General features: G+C 45.8%; 20 protein-coding genes and 1 other annotated feature. Of the genes, 1 reads left to right on the top strand and 19 read right to left on the bottom strand.

Annotated features, from left to right (window positions below; translation table 11 throughout):
• Window positions 1–158 precede the first annotated feature (158 nt).
• The 5 genes from J2736_RS12110 to J2736_RS12090 all read right to left on the bottom strand — a co-directional run bounded on the left by J2736_RS12110 (window position 159) and on the right by J2736_RS12090 (window position 6,423).
• Window positions 159–1,379, bottom strand: coding sequence for an anti-sigma factor family protein (locus J2736_RS12110; RefSeq protein WP_310226845.1), 1,221 nt, complete (start codon window positions 1,377–1,379; stop codon window positions 159–161).
• Window positions 1,376–1,924, bottom strand: coding sequence for an RNA polymerase sigma factor (locus J2736_RS12105; RefSeq protein ID WP_310226843.1), 549 nt, complete (start codon window positions 1,922–1,924; stop codon window positions 1,376–1,378). Before J2736_RS12105 ends, J2736_RS12110 begins: the two co-directional genes overlap by 4 nt.
• Before the next feature lie 263 nt (window positions 1,925–2,187).
• Window positions 2,188–4,815, bottom strand: a complete 2,628-nt coding sequence (locus J2736_RS12100; RefSeq protein ID WP_310226841.1) for a DNA internalization-related competence protein ComEC/Rec2 — start codon at window positions 4,813–4,815, stop codon at window positions 2,188–2,190.
• A 472-nt stretch (window positions 4,816–5,287) separates the two neighbouring features.
• Window positions 5,288–5,800: a deoxycytidylate deaminase gene (locus J2736_RS12095; RefSeq protein ID WP_310226839.1), complete on the bottom strand. Its 513-nt coding sequence runs from the start codon at window positions 5,798–5,800 to the stop codon at window positions 5,288–5,290.
• 104 nt (window positions 5,801–5,904) lie between these two features.
• The gene (locus J2736_RS12090) at window positions 5,905–6,423 is read right to left on the bottom strand and encodes a ComEA family DNA-binding protein (RefSeq protein ID WP_310226837.1); all 519 of its coding nucleotides are present in this window, start codon (window positions 6,421–6,423) and stop codon (window positions 5,905–5,907) included.
• A gap of 184 nt (window positions 6,424–6,607) precedes the next feature.
• Here J2736_RS12090 and comER point away from each other — a divergent pair, with 184 nt between their 5' ends.
• Entirely contained in the window at window positions 6,608–7,441 is an 834-nt protein-coding gene (comER, locus tag J2736_RS12085; protein ID WP_310226835.1) for a late competence protein ComER, read from the top strand.
• A gap of 28 nt (window positions 7,442–7,469) precedes the next feature.
• Here comER and leuS read toward each other — a convergent pair whose 3' ends face one another.
• The 14 genes from leuS to J2736_RS12015 all read right to left on the bottom strand — a co-directional run bounded on the left by leuS (window position 7,470) and on the right by J2736_RS12015 (window position 21,775).
• Window positions 7,470–9,929, bottom strand: coding sequence for a leucine--tRNA ligase (leuS, locus tag J2736_RS12080; RefSeq protein WP_310226832.1), 2,460 nt, complete (start codon window positions 9,927–9,929; stop codon window positions 7,470–7,472).
• An 82-nt stretch (window positions 9,930–10,011) separates the two neighbouring features.
• Window positions 10,012–10,255 (bottom strand) — a binding site (T-box leader).
• 74 nt (window positions 10,256–10,329) lie between these two features.
• Complete coding sequence (locus tag J2736_RS12075) at window positions 10,330–11,091, bottom strand: class I SAM-dependent DNA methyltransferase (protein ID WP_310226830.1); 762 nt, start codon at window positions 11,089–11,091, stop codon at window positions 10,330–10,332.
• A 1-nt stretch (window position 11,092) separates the two neighbouring features.
• Entirely contained in the window at window positions 11,093–11,989 is an 897-nt protein-coding gene (locus J2736_RS12070; protein WP_310226828.1) for a CvfB family protein, read from the bottom strand.
• Complete coding sequence (gene rsfS / locus J2736_RS12065) at window positions 11,986–12,333, bottom strand: ribosome silencing factor (RefSeq protein ID WP_310226826.1); 348 nt, start codon at window positions 12,331–12,333, stop codon at window positions 11,986–11,988. The genes J2736_RS12070 and rsfS overlap by 4 nt, the downstream gene beginning before the upstream one ends.
• A 19-nt stretch (window positions 12,334–12,352) precedes the next feature.
• Window positions 12,353–12,925 (bottom strand): bis(5'-nucleosyl)-tetraphosphatase (symmetrical) YqeK, encoded by a 573-nt coding sequence (yqeK, locus tag J2736_RS12060; RefSeq protein ID WP_310226824.1) that lies wholly within the window; start codon window positions 12,923–12,925, stop codon window positions 12,353–12,355.
• Entirely contained in the window at window positions 12,915–13,502 is a 588-nt protein-coding gene (locus tag J2736_RS12055) for a nicotinate-nucleotide adenylyltransferase (protein ID WP_310226822.1), read from the bottom strand. The genes yqeK and J2736_RS12055 overlap by 11 nt, the downstream gene beginning before the upstream one ends.
• Before the next feature lie 12 nt (window positions 13,503–13,514).
• Window positions 13,515–13,808: a ribosome assembly RNA-binding protein YhbY gene (gene yhbY, locus J2736_RS12050; RefSeq protein WP_310499104.1), complete on the bottom strand. Its 294-nt coding sequence runs from the start codon at window positions 13,806–13,808 to the stop codon at window positions 13,515–13,517.
• A gap of 20 nt (window positions 13,809–13,828) precedes the next feature.
• Window positions 13,829–14,692, bottom strand: coding sequence for a shikimate dehydrogenase (locus J2736_RS12045; protein WP_310226820.1), 864 nt, complete (start codon window positions 14,690–14,692; stop codon window positions 13,829–13,831).
• A 17-nt stretch (window positions 14,693–14,709) separates the two neighbouring features.
• A complete protein-coding gene (gene yqeH / locus J2736_RS12040) occupies window positions 14,710–15,825 on the bottom strand; it encodes a ribosome biogenesis GTPase YqeH (protein ID WP_310226818.1) in 1,116 nt (371 codons plus the stop codon).
• An 8-nt stretch (window positions 15,826–15,833) separates the two neighbouring features.
• Window positions 15,834–16,328, bottom strand: a complete 495-nt coding sequence (locus J2736_RS12035; protein WP_310226816.1) for a YqeG family HAD IIIA-type phosphatase — start codon at window positions 16,326–16,328, stop codon at window positions 15,834–15,836.
• 135 nt (window positions 16,329–16,463) lie between these two features.
• On the bottom strand, window positions 16,464–17,240 hold the full coding sequence (locus tag J2736_RS12030) for an alpha/beta hydrolase (RefSeq protein ID WP_310226814.1): 777 nt from the start codon (window positions 17,238–17,240) through the stop codon (window positions 16,464–16,466).
• Between the two features lie 60 nt (window positions 17,241–17,300).
• A complete protein-coding gene (locus tag J2736_RS12025; RefSeq protein ID WP_310226812.1) occupies window positions 17,301–19,532 on the bottom strand; it encodes a transglutaminase TgpA family protein in 2,232 nt (743 codons plus the stop codon).
• Entirely contained in the window at window positions 19,525–20,811 is a 1,287-nt protein-coding gene (locus J2736_RS12020; protein ID WP_310226810.1) for a DUF58 domain-containing protein, read from the bottom strand. The genes J2736_RS12025 and J2736_RS12020 overlap by 8 nt, the downstream gene beginning before the upstream one ends.
• A gap of 4 nt (window positions 20,812–20,815) precedes the next feature.
• Complete coding sequence (locus J2736_RS12015; RefSeq protein ID WP_310226807.1) at window positions 20,816–21,775, bottom strand: AAA family ATPase; 960 nt, start codon at window positions 21,773–21,775, stop codon at window positions 20,816–20,818.
• Window positions 21,776–22,138 lie beyond the last annotated feature (363 nt).

The following is a 22,138-nucleotide window of genomic DNA, read 5'->3' as shown; positions in this document are numbered from 1 at the left end:
TCAAAGTCCGAAGACCTTGCAGCAATCCCTTCGCCAGTCTATTTAAACACCGATTTAAGGCTCTAGAAACCTTAGCTCGTGTGGATGAATGAACTGTTCTCTATTCTTCTAAGATAGTTTACGCATGTGCTAACCTTTTGGTGCATCAATTCTTATTTTTATTTATTGACTTCTGTTTTGTCATTCAGGTTGATAAGAAAAGTTTGGAGCGTTCCTTTGCTTGTCACTTCATAAAACAACTTATCATCCTTAGACCATTCCAACAGCTTGATCTGATCTTGTTCCTGCCACACATGTTTGGAAACAAATACAATTTCAAGCGTGCGGCTATTTCGAATGACAACATGCGCATCTTCAATCTTTGCCTCATATATCCCCGTTGTAGACTTCAGTACGCCTTCAACTTGAGGCATAGCTAAAGAGGACATCCCTTGACCGCCACTTGTACGCTCTGTACTTGAAGGGTCCACAGAGGGCTCTTGCGTTGTTTTCTTGGTTGGCGACTCCGTTGACTTAGGTTCCAATGTTGATTTCGGTACAGATAAGCCTGCCGGAGGCGTATACACATCTGCATTGGGATCCGTTTTATCAACCTTCTTGGATGCGTCCACTTCCTTCAAACGCTCTGGCGGCGTAGTGGAAGGTGAAACTTGCGCACCTTGCAACTCGCTTCCGCTTGCTGGTGAGGTAAATACGCCTGGTTTCTCTAGTTCCGCGTTGGAGGTAGCCGTAGGCGTATTCCCACTCCCAACCGATGACTCCGCATTGTCTGTCCCTTGGGCTAACGAATCTGTCGTTGGCGTGTTAGGTGCCCCACCATTAGTTGTGTCATCCACCTGATTCTTAGCGATGGGATCCTGCGCTTGCATGCGATTCATCTCTGTCGCCGCTCTAGGAGCATCATCTTTAGCACTCTTAGAATCAGAGGTAAAACGAGACATCAATTCATCTGCGTTCTGCGTAGCGGGATTTTGCATATTAAATGCAAAGAATCCAATAATCAATCCCGCGGCAACAACGCCGCTTGCGAACTTCCATGAGAATTGTTCTTTTAAACGATTCAAACCTGAGCGTTTTGGCTCACCTTCTACTTCTGCCCTTGCAACCAGTGTTGGGAATGGTACGACATTATCCAACTGTGGCGTCTCTTTTTGTTTATCCAATTCAAGCAGTTGCGGCAATATAGAATCAACCAAACTGAAAGGTGGCATCACTTTAGGAAGCTGGGACAATTCGCTCGAAAGGACCTTCAGACGTTCAAACATCTGGGCACAATCCAAACAATGCATTAGGTGAGCATGCAGCTCATCTTCCTCTTCTGGAGCTAAATCTCCATCTAGCTGTCTTTGCATGTACATCATCACCTCTTGACATTTCATCCCCGAACACCTCCTTTCTGATAATCTTGGAGTAACGCCTGTAAGGTGTGTCTAGCTCGGAATAAGTAAGACTTCACCGTATTGAGTGGTAAGCCGAGCGATTCTGCAATTTCATGATACGAAAAGTCCTGCAAATAACGAAGAACAACCACAGTGCGATGGTGTTCGGGAAGCTTTTCAATAGCCTCTCTAATATCCTGAGCTAGATAGCCCGTCAATATTTCCTGCTCTACATCATTATCAGCTGTAAACGTCATCTCATGCTCATCCATAGAGACCGTTGGCTTCGCTCTGCGAAATTTATCGATGCAGATGTTCGTAACAATCCGCTGTACCCACGTTTTGAACAAGGCTTTTTCTTCATATGAATTAATTTTGGTATAAATGCGGATCAGTGCTTCTTGGGAAGCATCCAGCGCATCCTGTTCATTATTCAGAATATAAAAAGCCGTCCGATACACGTGAGACTCAATCTCTCGCAATAGGGTAATGAGCGCATCACGGTCACCGGCTTGTGCTGATCTTACCAGTTCGGGTGCTATCACTGGGATCCCTCCCCCTTGCAATCTTATAAACGCAATCGCCTCGCATAAGGTTGCAATCTTTTTAGAATAAATATATTGGTAGTTGCATCTATCAGAATAACAAAAAATGAGCGATATAACACCTTTTAGACGTAAAAAACAAGAATTTGTTTCAATATTGATTAAGATTCAGAAAATTACAAAGAATAAGCCTTATCTACGCCTCCCCCACTGGAGAAAATTGCAGCTAAGGCCTCTATGGAATTCAACCGATTACTAAAAGTCTAGTACGCTAACTTCATTCTGGTAAAAATGCCCTCTTTTCGAACTTCCATCTGCACTTCGCCCATTCGGTCTGTACGAAAAATACCCGCCTTAGCGTTCATTAAATGATCAATAATCTCTGGAGACGGATGTCCATATGTATTCATTGCACCAACAGAAATGACAGCTACAGCTGGATTCCAATAGGCTAACCATTCTAGGGTAGTCGATGTTTTACTGCCATGATGAGCAACTTTAAGAACATCAATATACGGATTAGAAGAAGAATCTTTCGTTGCTGCTGCACCTCTAGCTGTATACCAAGAATTTCTATCGCTGGCTATTAGTCCTGGGTGATCTTGTAAATATGCAAGAACAGCGGCTTCTGATTCTTTTTCCATATCCCCCGTAAACAACCACCGAGTGCCTTGCATTTCAAGTAAGAAAACCACCGATCTCGCATTTTGTTCTTTGACTATTTCAACCTCTGTCTGATTCGTTTCAAGTGGATAAATCACCTGTAATCTCGTTAGCGGGTCGATATGAATCCAATCCGCCACTTGTGCGGGCAATAAAGGAACTTCCTTTTGCACAAGTGTTGAGAATAAGGTTGTCACACTAGTACTTTCTTTAAACGTCCCATTAAATAAAAATTGTTTCACCGGAATTTGCTCGATCACCGCCTGCAGCCCACCGCTGTGGTCGGCATCCTCGTGAGTAAGCACGACCATCTCCAGACGATGGATCCCTCGCTTCTTCAAGAGTGGCACCAGTGTCTTTTGGCCCACCTCAAATGGATCTTTACGATTTTTCCACTCCTCTCCTGCTTTGCGGAAACTCAGTGTGCCACCGCCGTCAATTAAAAGATGCTTCCCATACGGCGTTCGAATGAGTATTGCGTCTCCTTGTCCTACATCAATAAACTGCACAACGCCTGTGCGTTGAAAGCGATTTGGTGTATACCCAATCCATAAAAGTATAAGAAAACCGCCGATTGTCAGGAGCAAGCTTAGCTGTACATTTCGCTTTTTTGCATTCTTGCCGCTGCTGCGGTCAAGCATGATAGGAGGTTCATCTGTCGCACTTACGTGGATACGATGCCATAGAACATAAATAAGTATCAAAAAACCGTAATAAAAGTAGATCCACGGAATACTTGGAGATGGCCAAATCATTTTGAGATAAGGGATCTGTTGGAGCTGATCCGTTATCCAAAATATGGCTTCATTCAGCCATGAAATCAGTAGACCTAATCTTTGACCAAGGGGGATATAAAGCAAACCGAGAGCAAGTGCAACCAAACCAGCCGGAAACACGATCATACTGATGACAGGAACTAAAACAGCATTTGCTAACCAAGATAACAAAGAAAATTGATTGAAATAATAAATTGAGACCGGGAACGAAACGGCTTGGGAGACTAGTGTAATTGCTAACGTGTTTCGGAGTGTCGGGGAAGTTAGGAAAGGTGAGAGTAAGTGGGTCACTCTTTGCACACCTAGGATAAGTCCAAGTGTTACTAAGAATGACAGCTGGAAGCTTACATCGAGTAAAAAATAGGGCTCCCACACCAGCATCGCCCATGCAGCAACAGCTAGAATGTGCAATACTTCTTTCATTCCTCCACGCCGAGCTGCGTACAGGGCAATCATCGACATGAGGCCTGCTCTGACAATGGAAGGTGAAGCTCCTGTAACGAGGACGTAGAACGGGAGTAAACACATACAGATGAGCAGATAGGTTTCTTTGGCCATCCGGAACCGACGTAAGACCCAGATGCATACACCTAGAAATACGGCAATATTTAATCCTGAGATGGCTAAAATATGCGTTAATCCCAGCTCTGAAAATTGCTGGAAGCGGTCCGGATCTAGATCGTCCGTAAGTCCGATCAGCATGCTTTTCATAAACCCCGCTTGCGACGCGGGGAAGATCACGTCCATGCGCCTGCTGAGCGCAGCGCGCAGCTCGTCGTTCCAGCGCAAAAGCTGGACGACGCTGAAGTGCGCAGCCGCAGGCTGCACTTGCGCCTGATCCACCCCTTTGGCTGAGAGCAGCCAATGCGTGTGGTGAAGGCGCAAATATCGGCGGTAGTCGAAGCCGCCGAAGTTGCGTGCCGGGGACGGGCTGCGCAGCGTCCCCGTTAGCGTCAGGGCGTCGCCGCGGCCCCAGGCCGACGCCACGGCTTGCTGCGCCTGCTCCATCAGGCGCAGCGAGACCTGCACGCTTTCCCCGCCAAGCGGGAAAGCGGTGGTTTCGTTGAAGCGGACGGACTCCGCTTCAAGGGTAAAGCTAGCCCTGTCACCGTCGATGGTGACAGGGCTAGCGAACCGGCCGAGCAGCGTGACCTCGCTGCCGGCCTCGCCTACCTGCTGCTGCTGCGCCAGCGGCAGGGCCGTGATGTTGCGCTGGTCGGTCCCTTGATAATAGCCGTAGGCTATGACGACCAGCAGCAGTGCACCCAGCGGCTGCCGGCCGGGCAGCCGCAGCACGTAGATGGCGGCGAGCGCGGCTACCAGCAGCGCGCTCGTCGTCCAGGACAACCACGGAAGCTCGGTGTAAATAGCGAGCACATAGCCACTTATCCACAGACAGCATCCTTGAACAACTGGTCTTTTCACGGTAAGACCCTCACTTTCTTTTTCCATATCCGATTTCTATATTCCTCACACATTACGTGATATCACGTTTTTCTCATTTACCTTGCGCTTTTCCTCGAGAGGGAACGTAGATGCTCTATTTCTAAATAAATCGCTATATCCAAACACCAAGGGGAACGAGGAGACCTTATTTTTAATAAAAGCAGGTAATTGCAGGCAATTTCCCCTAAATAGCGCACTCAGGTTCCCCTTACACAAAGAATACAGCCGTTATGGCCGAATAGCGCACTCTCGTTCCCCTCGTACGCACCACGTAGCGTAAATTGCCTTAAATATTGCGTTTTGTCATGTTTATCGTGGTTGCCCTGTTTTCCCTGTTTTCCTCATTTTCCATGTTTGCCCTGCTTACCGCATTTACCATGGTTGCATGACTATCACACAATCCTTACAAAAAAACCTCCCCCTAGCGCACCCCAACGATTGCTTCTAGAGAGAGGTTCTTCCCCTCATAACGCACTATTCAGTTCACAACCTCGGATACGGTCCCGGCAGGCGGTTCATATGTAGTCATCTGTCGGAATGAAATTCCTCTAGCTTCCATCAATTGACTAACCTTCTCATGATCCTTCGGGTAGCCCCGATGAAACACAATCTCGGTAACACCGCTATTAGCCAACATGTTTGCACAGGTCCAGCAAGGTTGATCCGTCACATAAACGGTAGAACCTTCACGATCCTCACGATCGGTAAACAACAATAAGTTCTGCTCCGCATGGATGGTACGTATGCAACGGTGCTTACGTACGACCTCTTCGACATCGGCTACAACCTTCAGCTCGATCTCTTCCACCAGCATGCAACCCGCTTCCGTGCAATCCGCCACGCCCATGGGGGCTCCGTTATAAGCTGTACCAAGAAGCTTTTTACCCTGTACAAGAACCGCTCCAACATGACGACGATTACACCTAGAGCGTGTGGAAGCCATATATGCAATATCTAGGAAATACGTATCCCAATCTTTTCGGATGCTCATGATGCTGGACTCCCTCCTGGTGACTCGGTTTGTTTAGTTACTCTATTCGAAAGTAAAACTATTTCTAGTATTTTCTCACATTTCACTAGAAATGAAAAGATGAGCTAGCTTGGAGCCACAAATAGTAATCCCCTAAGCTTCTCGAACATTTTTTCGCCAATACCTTTCACATCCATAAGTTCTTCGACTCGCTTAAAGCTTCCAATCTTCGAACGATGCGCAATAATCGCTTTGGCTTTACTTTCACCGATCCCCGGCAATTTATCTAACTGTTCTAATGTAGCCGTGTTCAAATTTAGCAGCCCTGCTCTGCTATCCGCAGTTGTGTTTCCACCCTCTGTAGAAATTATCTGTTTTTCAGAAGTTGCCGTCGATGGCGGACTTTCCTTCGGAGGTGTCTGACTCGCCTTCGGTGTTGTCGTGGCTTTTATTGCAGCAACTGCAGCAGTCGCTTGCGCTGCCTTTTCTTGTTTCTCGCTAACGGCTTGCCCGAGTAAGGCTTCCATCTGCGTATTGATCGGCATAAACGCTGTTTGAATGGTGGATTGCCCTCCACGGAGAAATGGCCAAACAACCCAGACAAAAAGCGAGATCACGCCAAGCAGCAGCAGGATTCTCTTCATTTTATTTCCAATAAAATCCACGAACGACCTTCTTTCTTAGCATATTTGCGTATGGGCAACCATATACATGAAAAAGCGTCCCAATGACCACATGACGAATTGTTGTGCTAATTAGATGAAGCTAACCTAAGCTTATCGGTTGTATTTTCGTATAAAGACTGATTTTATCGGGAGGGATTACTTGATGAAAGCTGGATTCATCGGTACTGGGAGTATGGGAAGTATACTGATTGAAGCATTCATTCATTCCGGGGCATTCAATCCCGAGCAAATTATCGCTAGCAATCGAACATTACGTAAAGTTGAACTTCTTGCGGAGAACTATCCTGGCTTGCAAGTGGCAGAAACCAATCGTGAAGTCGTGCGCGGAAGTGATTTGATTTTCCTTTGTGTGAAACCTTCTGAATTCAAAAAGGTTATTGATGAAATCAAAGAGGACGTGCTTTCCTCTCAATTTATAATATCCATCACGAGTCCTATTCTGATTAAGCATTTGGAAGGTCTGCTCCCGGCTAAAATAAGTAAAATCATACCGAGTATCACGAACTACGTTTTAAGTGGTGCTACGTTATGTATTCATGGAAATCGTATGCAGCCTGAAGATAAAGAATGGCTTGAAAATATTTTCACACATATCTCGACACCTATACGTGTATCTGAGAATTACACGAGAATTTCATCGGATTTATCGAGTTGCGGCCCTGCTTTTCTAGCCAGCTATATTCAAGCTTTTATTGATGCTGCGGTGGAAGAAACGGGTATTTCAGCTGAAGAGGCTACACTGCTTGCAAGTGAAATGACTTTAGGTACTGGGAAATTGCTAACAACGGGCGGCTTCAACCCCATCAGTTTACAAAAAAGGGTATCGGTTCCTGGAGGCATAACTGCGGAAGGTTTACGTATTTTGGAAAAGGAACTTCGCGGGGTTTTCTCTCAAGTGATTAGTGCTACACATGCCAAATATGAAGAAGACATTGAGAAGGCTGAACAGCTTTTTACCATAAAGCAAAAGCAGTAGCCTTCCCAATGCTTGAATCTTTCCGTTCTTAACCTACAACGATATTGACTAATTTACCTTTAACAACAATCAATTTGCGAACGGCCTTTCCGGCGGTCGCTTCTTTGACTTTGTCGAGTTCAAAAGCCATTTTCTCCATTGCAGCTTCATCTGTATCTTTGGAAATCATAACACGTTCAACGATTTTCCCGTTGATCTGCACGACGATTTCAACTTCACTATCAACCGTCCATGCTTCATCATAAGCTGGCCATGCTTCGTAAGTAATTGACTCTACGCCGCCTAATTTCTCCCATAGCTCTTCAGCCAAGTGAGGTGCTAGTGGAGAAAGCATCTGTACGAAGTTTTTCATTGCTTCTAATGGCAAGCGTTCTGTTTTGTACGCTTCATTGACAAAAATCATCATTTGACTAATCGCTGTATTAAAGCGAAGCGCATCGAAGTCTTCCGTAATTTTCTTGATCGAACGGTGCCATGTACGTTTGAATGTATCGCTGCCTAGCGTCTCATCCGCGCTAATTTTGGCATGCACTTGACCATTGTCATCAACGAAGAGTCTCCATACACGATTCAAGAAACGGTAGATCCCGTCTACACCTGTTGTATTCCACGGTTTTGTCGCTTCCAACGGCCCCATGAACATTTCATAAATACGAAGTGTATCCGCACCTTGATCGCTCACGATATCGTCTGGATTCACTACATTGCCGCGAGATTTACTCATCTTTTCCATATTCTCGCCAAGAATCATCCCTTGGTTAACAAGCTTATGGAACGGCTCTTTCGTGTGTACAAAACCAAGATCGTAAAGTACTTTATGCCAGAAACGCGCATACAGCAAGTGAAGAACCGCGTGCTCCGCTCCGCCAATGTATAGATCAACTGGCAGCCATTGCTTTTGCAGCTCATCTGAGCAGAACGCTTGATCATTCTTCGGATCGATGAAACGCAGGTAATACCAGCAGCTTCCAGCCCATTGAGGCATCGTATTCGTTTCACGGCGAGCTTTCATACCTGTTTCTGGATCAATTGTGTTCACCCATTCAGAAACGTTAGCAAGCGGTGACTCACCTGTACCAGATGGTTTAATTTCATCTACTTCCGGAAGCAATAATGGCAATTGATCCACTGGAACTGGCTTCATCGTGCCATCTTCAAGGTGAAGAATTGGGATCGGCTCACCCCAGTAACGTTGACGGCTGAACAGCCAGTCTCTCAAACGATACGTTACTTTGCCGCGGCCTTTGCCATTTTGCGTAAGCCAAGCGATCATGTGGCTGATGCCTTGCTCAATGTTCAATCCATCGATTGGACCTGAGTTCACATGTTTGCCATCGCCAGCGTAAGCTTCCTTCTCCACATCTCCGCCTTGCACAACTTCGATAATCGACAAATCAAATTGCTTCGCAAATTCCCAGTCACGTTGATCGTGCCCTGGAACCGCCATGATCGCCCCTGTACCGTAGCCACCAAGCACATAATCTGCGATCCAGATTGGCACTTTCGTGTCATTAACCGGATTTATCGCGTACGCACCTGTGAACACACCGGATTTGTCTTTCGCCAAATCTGTACGCTCTAGATCGCTTTTGCGGGAAGCTTTCTCTTGATATTCTTTAATCGCAGCCGCTTGCGCTTCTGTTGTAATCTGTGCAACTAGCTCATGCTCAGGCGCCAATACACAATAAGTTGCACCGAACAATGTATCTGGACGCGTTGTGAATACCGTTAGGCTTTTATCCGCATGCCCTTCAATAACGAACTGAACCTCAGCTCCTGTTGACTTTCCAATCCAGTTACGCTGCATATCCTTGATACTTTCAGACCAATCAAGCTCCTCAAGATCTTCAAGCAAACGCTCTGCATATTCAGTAATTTTCAAAATCCACTGACGCATCGGTTTACGGATAACCGGATGGTTACCACGTTCGCTTAATCCGTCAATAACTTCCTCATTCGCAAGAACCGTACCTAGAGCTGGACACCAGTTAACTGGCACTTCATCGACATAAGCAAGCCCTTTATTGTACAACTGGATGAAAATCCATTGTGTCCATTTGTAGTACTCAGGATCTGTCGTACTAATCTCACGATCCCAATCGTAGGAGAAACCAAGTGACTTAATTTGACGACGGAATGTATCAATATTTTTCTTCGTGAACTCACGCGGGTCATTCCCTGTATCAAGGGCATATTGCTCCGCAGGAAGTCCGAACGCATCCCAGCCCATAGGGTGAAGCACGTTAAAGCCTCTCATGCGTTTGAAACGGGAAACGATATCTGTCGCTGTATAACCTTCAGGATGCCCTACGTGTAGCCCCGCACCGGATGGGTATGGGAACATATCTAAGGCATAAAATTTCGGTTTATCCGAATTTTCTAGTACTTTAAATGTTTTCTTTGCATCCCAGTATGCCTGCCATTTGGGTTCAATCGATTGCGGATTGTAGCCTTGTTGCTCTTTCGTTTCTTTCAATTCCTGTGTCATACCTTCCATGCCTCCCTTAAAATGCTCTATTGCTCATGTATGCAAATACGCACAAAAAAACCTCACATCGCTAGCGGATATCGCTAGGGACGAGAGGTATAATTCCCGTGGTACCACCCTAGTTAACACAAGGCGTTCTTCACCTGTGTTCACTCTGCCCCTTAACGCGGGTGAGACGATCCAGCTAGCGCATCTGATCCAGGATCAGGCGGTTCACCTTCTAGCTCCGAGGCGAGTTCTCAAGACTAACATCTGCCGGCTCACACCCAAGCTCCGACTCTCTGAAAGATGCTGTACAAGGTACTATTCCTCATCTAAGCTTTCCATACAACTGATTAGCTTTGATTATATGTAAAATAATGCCGAACTGTCAAGCCGCGGGCGAATCCCGTCATCCGTATTATTTTTTTGCAATAAAGAAAGCGCGCTCCGTTGTCTCCGTTGGTTGTTCCCACGTAAAGTCTGCCGCCTGATGTACCTCACGAAAGCCTGCCTCAATCAGCATCTGTTCCAGCCATTGTAAGGGATACGCTCTTTGTTCATGCGTTTCATCAATACGTCGGAAGTTATCACTTGAACCACTGTCTCTGACGAAAATAGTTAAATCATGTTCAATCTGAACACGATCCTCATCTAACTCGCTTGTCCAAATATAAGCAACATCGTCCTCATTTAGAAAAAAAGGCTGCGACTCCGCATAGGCATACAATTGCTGTGGTGTATGTACATCGAAGAGAAACAAACCGCCTGGCTTAAGTCCCGCCCATGTCTGACGGAAAGCATCGACGATGTCCTCTTCCTCTAATAAATAATTGACACTATCACAAAATGAAATGGCTACATCGACTTCCTCGCCAAGCTCCCATTCCCGTATATCCTGCTGAATCCAACGGATGCCACCCCCGCGAAGCTGACTAGGCTGTTCACTGTACTTCTGCTCGGCAACTGCTAACATATCCTCGGAAAGATCGATCCCCGTCACCATCAGTCCTTCAGCAGCTAACGGAATCGATATATTGCCTGTCCCGCAACCTAGATCAACAAGCGTTGTTGGTTTAACTTCAAATCGTTCAAAACTTTCCTTCACGAACCGCAGCCAATCTTCATAAGGCATGCTGTTCATCAAGCGATCATACGTATAGGCAAATTTCTCGTAACTCATCTCAGACTTGCGTCTCCTCTTGTTTCAGATAAGTCCAATCCTCTTCCTGATAGATAAGCCCCTCTTTCATAAGCTTACCTAGAGCACGTTTAAATGCCGCTTTACTCAGGCCGAATTTATCTTTAATAATATCTGCCTGCGTTTTATCTGAAAATGGCATCGCGTTCCCAGGACGTTCACGGAGAACTTCTAGAATGCGTTCCGCATCTTCATCTCGTCCTTTTTCCTTAGGAAGTCTCATCGATAGGTTAACTCGTCCATCTTCTTCGCGTACGAAAGCAATCCTTACATCGACTTGCTCACCAACGCGAAGTAAGCGGGTCCGTTCTTGTGGAATGATGAGTCCGATCACACCATAACCTAGGACACCTGCTTCACATATGACAAAAGTACCCATTTGCAGAGGCCGATAGACGCGAGCTTTCACCCATTGGTTCGTCCAACTCGACGGCGCTCTTACGCATAGCGGAGCTAAGTCTTCTTCAAGCGCTAGCTTCGCAATCAATCGCCCTTGACGATCGTGTGCTAGCGTTGCGAACACTTTGTCGCCTACTTGGGGACGAAGTTCTTCAAGTTCCGGAACATGTCGATAAGGGAGAAGTAGATGACGCCCTAATCCCATTTCTAAAAAAAAACCAAATCGCGGGTGGATATCAACGACTTCCAAGAGTCCAACCTCACCCATGATAAGCAAAGGACGCTTCATGGTCGCCATGATTCGATCCTGGGTATCGTGGAACAAGAACACTTCCACTTTATCTCCCGGGCTGATTCGATTGCCTACGATTTCTGCGTAAGGCAGAAGGAAATCTTGGTAGCCATCCGTGAGGAAGAAACCGTTAGGCGGAACTTCCCTTGCTACCTCGAGGGTAACAAGGGATCCTGCTTCCATTCTCATACGCGCTCCACAACTTTAGCATCGGACCAAAGTCTTTCGATATTATAGTATTCGCGGTCATCACGATGGAAAACGTGGAGTACTACGTCTCCTAAATCAAGCAGTACCCATCTTGCTGTATCTATCCCTTCAAAGCCTCTAATATGAACACCATGTTCATGTGCTTTTTTACGAGCCTCGCCTGCAATAGCTTGGACTTGTGTTTCCGAATTCCCGTGACAAATCACGAAATAATCAGCAATTAAGGAAACACCTTGCAAGTTTAGAGTAACGATATCTGCTGCTTTTTTGTCTTCCGCTGCCTCAACAACGAATGCTAATATTTCTTCTGGGTTTTTACTCATGCAATCATCCTCCATGTCATTAGGTGTGTGTTTGAATTTGTTCCAATAAATCATTCCGAGTTAGAATTGTTAGTGGATAAATGCGTTTTCCCTTGGCGATCAAGAAGCTGATCGTGGAATCAAAACCAGCAATCAGAGCGCGTTCGAGACTTGTCTTCGCCAGCTCCCGAATCGAATCCACGCCAGGGAAATCACGACCCGGCTCCATATAATCCGCCAAGCAAACAATTTTATCGAGCTGCGTCATCTGTTCGCGGCCTGAGGTATGATACCTAATCGCATCCAAAATCTCCTCGTCAGCGATGCCAAATTGCGTCTTCGCAATAAAAGCACCTGCGTGCGAATGCCACAACTCTTTATCGAATGCTAATAAATCTTGGGGTAAATCGTTCTCACGAATAATCTTAGCTTGCTCTCCGATCGGCCAATACTTGCAGTAGTCGTGCAAAATCGCTGCAAGATCTGCCTTGACCGCATCACCGCCAAAACGTTCGGCCAGCATGACACTCGTCTCCATCACACCAAGCGTGTGCTGCCAACGCCGCTCCGGCATCTGCTCTTTCACTGCTGCCATTAGGTCTTCACGTTTCATATAAGTGATTCACCTCCATGAATTGCCCAACCTTATCTGGCACAAGATACCTGACGGGATCCTGCTTCTGTCTCAACGCCCGAATAGCTGTCGATGAAATTTCAACGAGGGGCATCGGAACTAGCTTGACTCGGGATCGAATATGCTCGGGCAGCTGTGACAAGTCCAGCTCATAGCCAGGTCTGGCTAATCCAATAAAATGAATATGCCGCACGATGTCATCGATACGATGCCACTGCGGCAAATACTGAACCATATCCGCGCCAATAATATACGTGAACGCGATGTCCGGATACTGCGATTTCAACAGCTCGATCGTATCGATACTATAAGATACGCCGCCTTTGTTAATTTCGATATCGATAGGACGAAAAAAAGGATTGCCTTCTGCAGCAAGGCAAACCATCTCCCAACGCTGCTGGCTTGTTCCCTTCGGGGCATTCGGTTTATGCGGCGGGACGTTAGCTGGCATCAGCCACACCTCGTCCAAGCCCCCTTCCACCCTCGCACGTTCAGCTGCGATTAAATGACCGGTATGAATGGGATCGAACGTGCCTCCCATAATTCCGACAAGCATACGTCCACCTCATTAGCGCGGCAGTTCAATTTTCTTATTGTCACGTGATTCTTTGTAAAGCACGACAATCTTCCCAATTACTTGAACTAGCTCTGCACCGGATTTTTCAGATAATTCTGCTCCGACTTCTTGACGATCTTCACCACTGTTGTTGAGTACCGTAATTTTGATCAATTCACGAACTTCAATGGCTTCTTGGATGTGGCGGATCAAATGGTCATTCACGCCACCTTTACCTACTTGAAAAATTGGATCTACGTGGTGCGCTAAAGAACGCAAAAATCTTTTCTGTTTGCCTGATAACATGGATGTCCCTCTATTCATTCTTATTCAGTTAATGACTGTTCTACCACCTGTCTCATTGCCGCAACCGGAGCAGGGGTTCCCGTCCAATACTCGAAGGCGTATGCGCCTTGATAAATAAACATGCCTAGCCCGCCATGAATGCGCGCGCCAATAGCTTCCGCTTCACGAAGAAATCTCGTGATACGTGGATTATAAATTAAATCACTTACTAGATGATGCGGTCGAAGCAGATGAAGCGGTAAAGGGAGATCATCTACATGAGGATGCATACCAGCCGACGTCGTATTCAACACGAATTCAACTTGGTCCACAACGTTCTCAAGCTCATCCAACCCTAATCCCACGGTTTCCGTAAATGCACCAATCGTAGCTGCTAGTTCGACAGCTCGCTCTTTGGTCCGATTCGCAATATATATACAGCTCGCGCCTTCCTTAGCCAAAGCATAGGCAACACCTCTCGCCGCCCCGCCTGCACCAAGTAGAAGAACACGTTTACCTGTGAGCTCAATGCCTGTTTCTTCCTTCAAGGATCGCACATAGCCAATCCCATCCGTATTAAAACCTTTGAGTTTACCATTCTCATTCACAATGGTATTAACAGCACCAACGATCATAGCGCCCTCATCGATCTCATCGAGGTAATTCATCACATCCACTTTATGCGGAATAGTTACATTCACACCGCGATAGCCTAGAGCTCTAATTCCCCGAACTGCGTCGCCAAGACCCTCTGGCTTAACGTGAAAAGCTGCATAAACGCCATTGATTCCCGCTTCCTGAAAAGCGCGATTCAACATGATCGGAGAACGGGAATGCCGAATCGGATCCCCGAATACCCCATATAATACCGTATGACTATCGATCCCCGTCACAAGTTTCTCCATGATCTCCCCTATGCCCCCTAAATCAACGACTCCCGCGTAATGACTTTAATCCCCTTCGGTGCATGAACCGCAAGCGTCGCACCTGCTAAGCTATTCACTTTAATCCAGCCTAAACCAGAGATCAACACATCCATTTGTTTCCCCTTCGGAATGTGCAGCGGATGCTTAACCAACTTCGGCAGCTCTTCAAGATCAGCCTGCGCCGGAGGCGTCAGCATGACACCTTTATGTTCTTCATACAAGCTATCTGCCCGCTCCAGCTTCGTACGATGAATCTGAATCGCATTCGACGTGTAACAAGTGAAAGATTGATGTTCACCTTGAATAAAATCAAACCGAACTAACGCACCAAAAAATAAGGTCTGCTCCTCATTTAGTTGAAATACCATCGGTTTAAGCGGTTTATCTGGCATTAGCGGCGTTAAATCACGCTTCTTCACAACCTCAGTCAATCGATGCTTGTACACAATTCCAGGTGTATCGATAATGAACTTGCCATCATCAAGTGGAATTTTGACCAAATCAAGCGTAGTTCCCGGATATTGCGACGTCGTCAATTCAGCTTCCAGATCACTATAATCACTGATCAAGCGGTTGATTAACGTCGACTTCCCTACGTTCGTAGCCCCAACCACGTATACGTCCATATTACCGCGGTATTCTTGCACAGCTGAGATAACGCGATCGAAACCCATGTTTTTCTTCGCGCTGCAAAGCACGATATCAACAACCTTCAGGTTTTCTTCCTTTACTCTGCGCTGTACCCAATTGATAATCTTGTTCGCATTCGTCACTTTAGGTAATAAATCGATCTTGTTAACAACGAGCAAAACCGGGTTATTCCCAATAAATCGAGCAAGCGAGCTAATCATGCTGCCTTCCCAATCAAAAATATCCACGATTTTCACGACAAGCGCCTTCGTTTGGCCAACATGTCCTAATAATTTAAGGAAGTCGTCCTGCTCCAGCGTAATACTTGAAGATTCATTGTAATGCTTAATTCGATAGCAACGCTGGCAAATCAAAGGCTCCTTCTCCAAGGCAGCCTCTGGAATATAGCCCAGTTTCGTTTTGTCTTCTGTTTGCAGCCCAATGCCGCAACCCGCGCAATGTTGTAATGTTTCTGTACTCATGAAACCTCCTAATTCTTCATCCTTGCTAGAGCCCATTTCTCAATCTGGCGGTTCACTTTCGTGAAGAAGCCTTCATCTTTTCTTGAGATAGGTTGAACGAGGATCGTATATAGCCCCATTCGATTACCGCCAAGCACGTCTGTCAGCATTTGATCCCCGATAACAGTCGTCTGCCGCGCATTCGTCCCAAGCAGCTTCATCGCCTTATGGAAGGAAGCATTCGTCGGCTTTTTGGCACGGTGAATAAACGGAATGTCCAATGGCTTTGCAAAGGTCGACACCCGGTTATGATGATTATTCGACACAATGACCACTTTGAAGCCAATCTGCTGCAAATGATTCAGCCATTCTATTAACTCTGGCGTCGCATGTGGATCACGTGCACCGACAAGTGTATTATCAAGATCCGTTATAATTCCGCGAATCCCGAAATCCCACAGGTGATTCGCATCAATATCGTAAATCGTATGAACAGACTGTCTGGGTACAAGCTTTTTCAGCAAACAAATTCCCTCCAACTGCTTCCTTGACATATACGTGAAACTATACCATAGTGCCTCGTTTGTTGCAAAAAGAAAAGAACATATTTTCCCACGCGGTCGATCATCCTCGAAAGACTTCGATAGAAGTTTTTCTCACTAGGACCTTGATGGCAAAGGCAACCAGTCTAAAACGCTTTGAATTTTGCGATCCCAGTAGCCCCAGTCATGCGTAGCAGACTCTTCTTCATACGTAATTTGCAAGCCCTGAGCACGACAATAATCTCTAAAACGAATATTATCCGCATATAGAAAGTCTTCTGTACCACAACATTGATAGAGTTGCGGTCTATCCTGTTTACTTGCAACGAGTTGGTCTGCTAGATAAAACAAATCATTGGGACTATTTTTAATTGTAGACAGCTCGCCAAAAATGAGTTGAGAATCGGCTGGAAATGCAGCCGCTCGCTCTACGATATCAACTGCACCCGACAAGCTTGCCGCAGCTGCATATCGATTCGGATGCGAGAGAGCTAACTTCACAGCACCGTAACCGCCCATAGATAGACCTGCCACGTAGTTCAACTCTCGTTCTTCGGCTAGTGGAAAGAATGATCTTGCCAGTACAGGTAATTCCTCACTAATAAATTCCCAATACTTTGGTCCTGACACCATATCCGCATAAAAGCTGCGATTCACAGCCGGCATAATGACGGCAATTCCGAGCTGAGATGCATACCGCTCGATGGAGGTTCTCCGCATCCAAATCGTATGGTCATCAGACAAGCCGTGCAGCAAAAGCAGTGTCGGATGCTTCCCACCGTAAGCACGAGACGTCAATCCGATTTGACTTTTGGCGACTTGAGGTAATATAACATGCATGGAAGCTGCAACACCAAGGGATTCTGAATGAAAATGACAATCGATAAACGCCATTTGAATAAAGCTCCTCTCATAGGAAGCCACCCTCCATGGATGGAGAGTGGCTTCATTTAACTATTTCATTTGTTCTTTTACACGTAAAATTAATTGATTCGCTTGTTGATACTCACCTTCAGTTACAGCTAATTGGCTGTATTTCGCACGTTCAAATAGTTCAATCAAAGCATCAAGCTCTTTCTTTAACCATTTACTCTGCGATGACCACCTGGTGGTTGCTTCACGCACTGTTTCATACTCATATCGCGTATAGCCTTTGCGACGAGAAGAACGAAGCATTCGTTCAAACTCTACCACTATTTTCTGATTAAAGTTCACGACTTGCAGTTGCTTCCTACGTGCGCGCCAGTTATGCCATGCTTCGCTTCGTAGTAAGAAAAATACAGCAACAGCTAGAAGTCCTACAACCACTACACTGCTTAGTGTTAACCAAAGCCATGTGAAGCTAGGTGCAGTCGTCGTTTCTTCTGGCGTTGTCGTCGTTTCTGTATCCGTTGTTACATCTTCAGGTACTGGTGTCGCTTCTGGAAATACATTGGGCAATGCAAACCCGGAGGTGGGCTCGAAAGATATCCAACCAAATCCTTCAAAGTAAACTTCAACCCAGGAATGCGCATCCGAGTTGCGAATCGTATAGGTGCCCGCACCATCTGTATCAATCGTTGTACCTAGTAGACTCAGGATTCCCTGCTCACGAATCTCATCTGTTATGGATGAAGCTCCGGAGGAATAACCTTTCACCCACCTCGTAGGCAAACCAATTGATCGTGTGAGTACGGCCATAGCCGTGGAGTAATAATCACAGTACCCTTGCTTCACTTCGAAAAGGAAACGATCCACAAAGTCCTTGCTTTTCCCCTTCGTTTCGTCCGGAGTATTCGTATAAGGATAATTCTCCGACAAATACTTCTCAATCGATTTCGCTTTATCGTAAGGATTCGTTGCATTTTTCGTAATATCAAGTGCTAGCTGCTTCACTCGCTCAGGCAAATCAGCAGGAACTTGCAAATACTCTGCCCAATCTGGCTTGTTAACGAAGTCTTGCTCAGTTTTGCGTAATAGATCTTCCTCTAGAATCGGCTCTTGGGTAACAATTGAATAATCTTTGGGATAATTGGTTCTTCCCGTGAAACGAAGCTCTGATTGACGAGGTGACCAGATAATGCGTTGGAATTGGTTCTCACCTTGGTTAATTCCTACAATTTTCTGAATGGCATAGCCACCGAACAAGACAGGAAATACCTCTTCTCGATCCATCACAACGCTTTGCGTCACTTCGGTTGTTTTCAATTGCGATACGTTAAAGCGTGCATCTAGGGGTAACGGATTTAAATTCACCCGAAACATAGGCAATCTCTTCTCCGTTGGTCCAAGCTCCCAACCTTTCCCGTTGTACATCGAGCGCGTTTCACCACGGAAATAAGTTCGTTTGCTGGATTCAACGGTCATCACAGGTGTGTAATCAAACCGAAAGCCGCCGCCGAGTCGGCTATCATCTCGGCTATAACCTGATGAAGCATCCGCCGTTGAGGACGCAATGCTAACCCCTTTGCCAAGCAATGGCACCGGTTCACCGCGACTCACTTTCCAGGCTGTATATGGATCCGTTAAAATTGGATTTACCGTTGGAGCAAATATGCCTGCTAAAGCAATAATGACAATTAAAATAAAGATAGGAACAGCGAATGATGACGGGTAGTCGGAAATGGTTTCCCACACATCCGGCGCTTTCTTCTTCAACTGCGAGAAATGTCTCACGATAAGAAGCAAAAAGCCACAAGCCAGAATCATGGCCACTTGCGGCCATAGGAAAATCATACTAAACGAATCACGAACGGCAAAAAACAAAATACTTACAAAAATAAGGACGACAATACGAAATCTCGATTTCACAGACCACATTGCGAATAAATAAATGATCCAAGCACTTAAACTAAACCAAATATACGGTTCAAGCTGACCCGCGTTGAGCCCAATCCAACGCAGTGCTTCTTTCCAACTCGTAATTTGTACAGATACCCAATGATAGCCCATGCTCAATCCATGGAACCAGACCATGAGAACGAATTGGAGAAATGCACGCCAACCATCCTTCATTTTGGGAATAAAGTACGTTGCCGTAGTAAGCACTAGCGTCCATGTTACGAAAGAAACCGTCTCTGGAAGCCACAAGCCATCTTCTTTCATAATCCAAATCAGAAATTGATAAAGGAAGACACCGACGAAGATCGCCGAAACGCGCATCGCCCAATCCTTGAGAAGAATTCTGCTCCACCATGTGTTAGGCATACCGTTTCGCTCCTCCCAGTAGGTTAGGCAAGTCGGTCAATTGACTTACCTCATACCCCATATAGCCCTGTGAGCGAATGGCTTTAATGTAATCTTCATGCGTTGGAAGGTGTTCTACGCCCGGAGTTCCAAAGCTATGGTTATCCTGTGCATGAATCCAAATATGACAAGGTTTCATTTGGAGAAGTGCCATTTGCTGAAACATCTGCAGCATCGCACTGCCTTTTTGCGGAGAAATAAGCACAATTAAACTGCCTGCTGGCCACTCCTGCGAGCGTTCCTTCAAAATTTGACCCAAAGATTGATAACCATCCGCATCAACACCAACGAGATGTTTAACAATCTCTTTGTAGTGATGCTGACTGTGCTTCGGTTCAAAATAAGTAAATTCTTTGCCAATCGACAGTAGTCCCAGCGACATTTCACGTCCGGTTCCGTATCGGAATAAGGAAGCTGCAACAGACACAGCTAATTCAAATTCAGCGTTATCTCGGTAAGCACGTGCAGTCCGATCTAGTAAAATAATCGTTTTGGGCAAAGATTCGCGCTCGAACTCCTTCGACTTCCAAGTTCCTGTCTTGGCCGTCGCATTCCAATGAATGCGTGAAAGACGATCGCCATAAATGTATTCACGAACACCATTGATTTGCGTCGTTTCCCGATGCGCGCTAGTCACCGTGGAGTGATGCTGCATACCTTTGAGCATCTGATGAAATTGCGCCCATTCACGAATGGCAACCGTTTGTGGATAAACAGTAATTGGCTGTTGCAAGTCTAAGCGGCCTTTGTGTTGAAAAAAACCAAATATATCTTCGGTTAAACACTCTGTCTCTCCGAAACGATAGTAGCCTCTCCGCAGTGGCGGAGTACTATAAGTGAATTCACCTCGACGTTTCCAATCGGGAACGATCGACCCTTCAAATAGGGCTTCGTCGCCATTCTGACGGATGAGCTGATCTTTAATCATCACATAAGGAACGGGCCAGTAGCCTGGCAATTGCAGTCCAATCTGAATCTGTAAGGATTGTCCTGCCTCGAGTTTGGCCTCTAAACCCGTGTTCGTGAGCTTTCGAGTACCTTGAACTCGCTTGATTCCGCTCCAATTCCCCGAGAGTAAATAAACCGTCAAAAACGACATCGTAATGAATAACATGGAGGCTAGCTTTCCACCTTGATACAACATGAATAACAAGCTAGCCGCCAAGCAAGTAACAAGTAGCCAAAAAGCTGCCGGAAGCCGGGGAAATTCCCCGAATCGTTTGAATACCGGTCGTTTCATAGGCTCACTTCTCCAATCTGACCGGGACCCGTACTTGCTCAAAAATCGTAGCAAGCACAGAGGCAATGGTAATACCATCCATGCGTGCTTCCATTTGAAGGATCATACGGTGACCGAGTACAAACGGAGCTAAATATTTAATATCATCCGGGATGACATAATCACGACCATGTATGAAGGCATAAGCTTTGGAAGCTAACACCAGTGAAAGTGTAGCCCTCGGACTCGCACCAAGGAAGACAGCGTGATGCTCACGTGTTTTTCTCGAAATCGTAACTAAGTAATCAGCTACAGCTTCATCCAAATGTACCAGACGAACCTGCTCTTGCATGTCAAGGACTTGCTTGGTATCCACTATGGCATGCAGTGCCTCCATCGGGTGTACCTTGCTTTGGGATGCAATCATCATTTTCTCAGCTGCTTCACTCGGGTAACCTAAGCTTAACTTAATCATAAAACGATCTAATTGCGCCTCTGGCAATGTGTAAGTGCCTTCGAAGTCGATTGGATTCTGAGTCGCAAGCATTAGGAACGGAGACGGGAGTTCATGTAAATCACCATCTACCGTAATATGCTGCTCTTCCATCGCTTCCAGCAGGGCTGATTGCGTCTTGGTCGTGGCACGGTTAATCTCATCCACAAGCAAAATATTGGTCATGATCGGCCCTGAACGGAATAGGAATTTCTCTTCTTTGGGGTGATATATAGATACGCCAGTTATATCTGTTGGCAATAAGTCCGGGTTACATTGAATACGGCGGAATTGCCCGCTTATGGATTTCGCCAATGCTTTAATCAGCACTGTTTTACCTGTTCCTGGGACATCTTCAAGCAGAACATGACCACCTGCCAACATCGCAGTAAGCAACAATTCAATTTCAGCGCTTTTGCCAAGAATACATGATTCTAAATTTGCTTTCAGATTAGCTAGTACTTCTACATGATGCTGGGTGGCAGTTTCCATGTGTTGATCCTCCTTAGAGTTTTGCTTGTCAAGTTAACTTCGTTTGCAAACTAGCTAATTACAGGGGTATTCCTCGAAAAATTGTATGCGTAAACATGGCTTTTTTGTACGAACCTGCCTCATCTTCTGTATGGCTCAGAAAATAAACAAAATGTACGTAAATCTAGTGTACAGGAAAGTTTTTCTTCCGTATACTTGTAAATCCTCTAAACTTATTTGTTAAAATTACCCACGTATTTAAGGGCAAGATGATTTGGAGCTGAAGATAGTCACAAAATGAATTTATGGATGCGAGGTAGAGAGATTTTGGGGGTTGATTGGGCTGATTGGCAGGTGATTTGGGGAGTTGAAATTGACCTGCTA

Source organism: Paenibacillus qinlingensis, assembly GCF_031455095.1.
Classification (GTDB): Bacteria; Bacillota; Bacilli; order Paenibacillales; family NBRC-103111; genus Paenibacillus_E; species Paenibacillus_E qinlingensis_A.
This window is presented reverse-complemented; position numbering and strand designations above follow the sequence as displayed.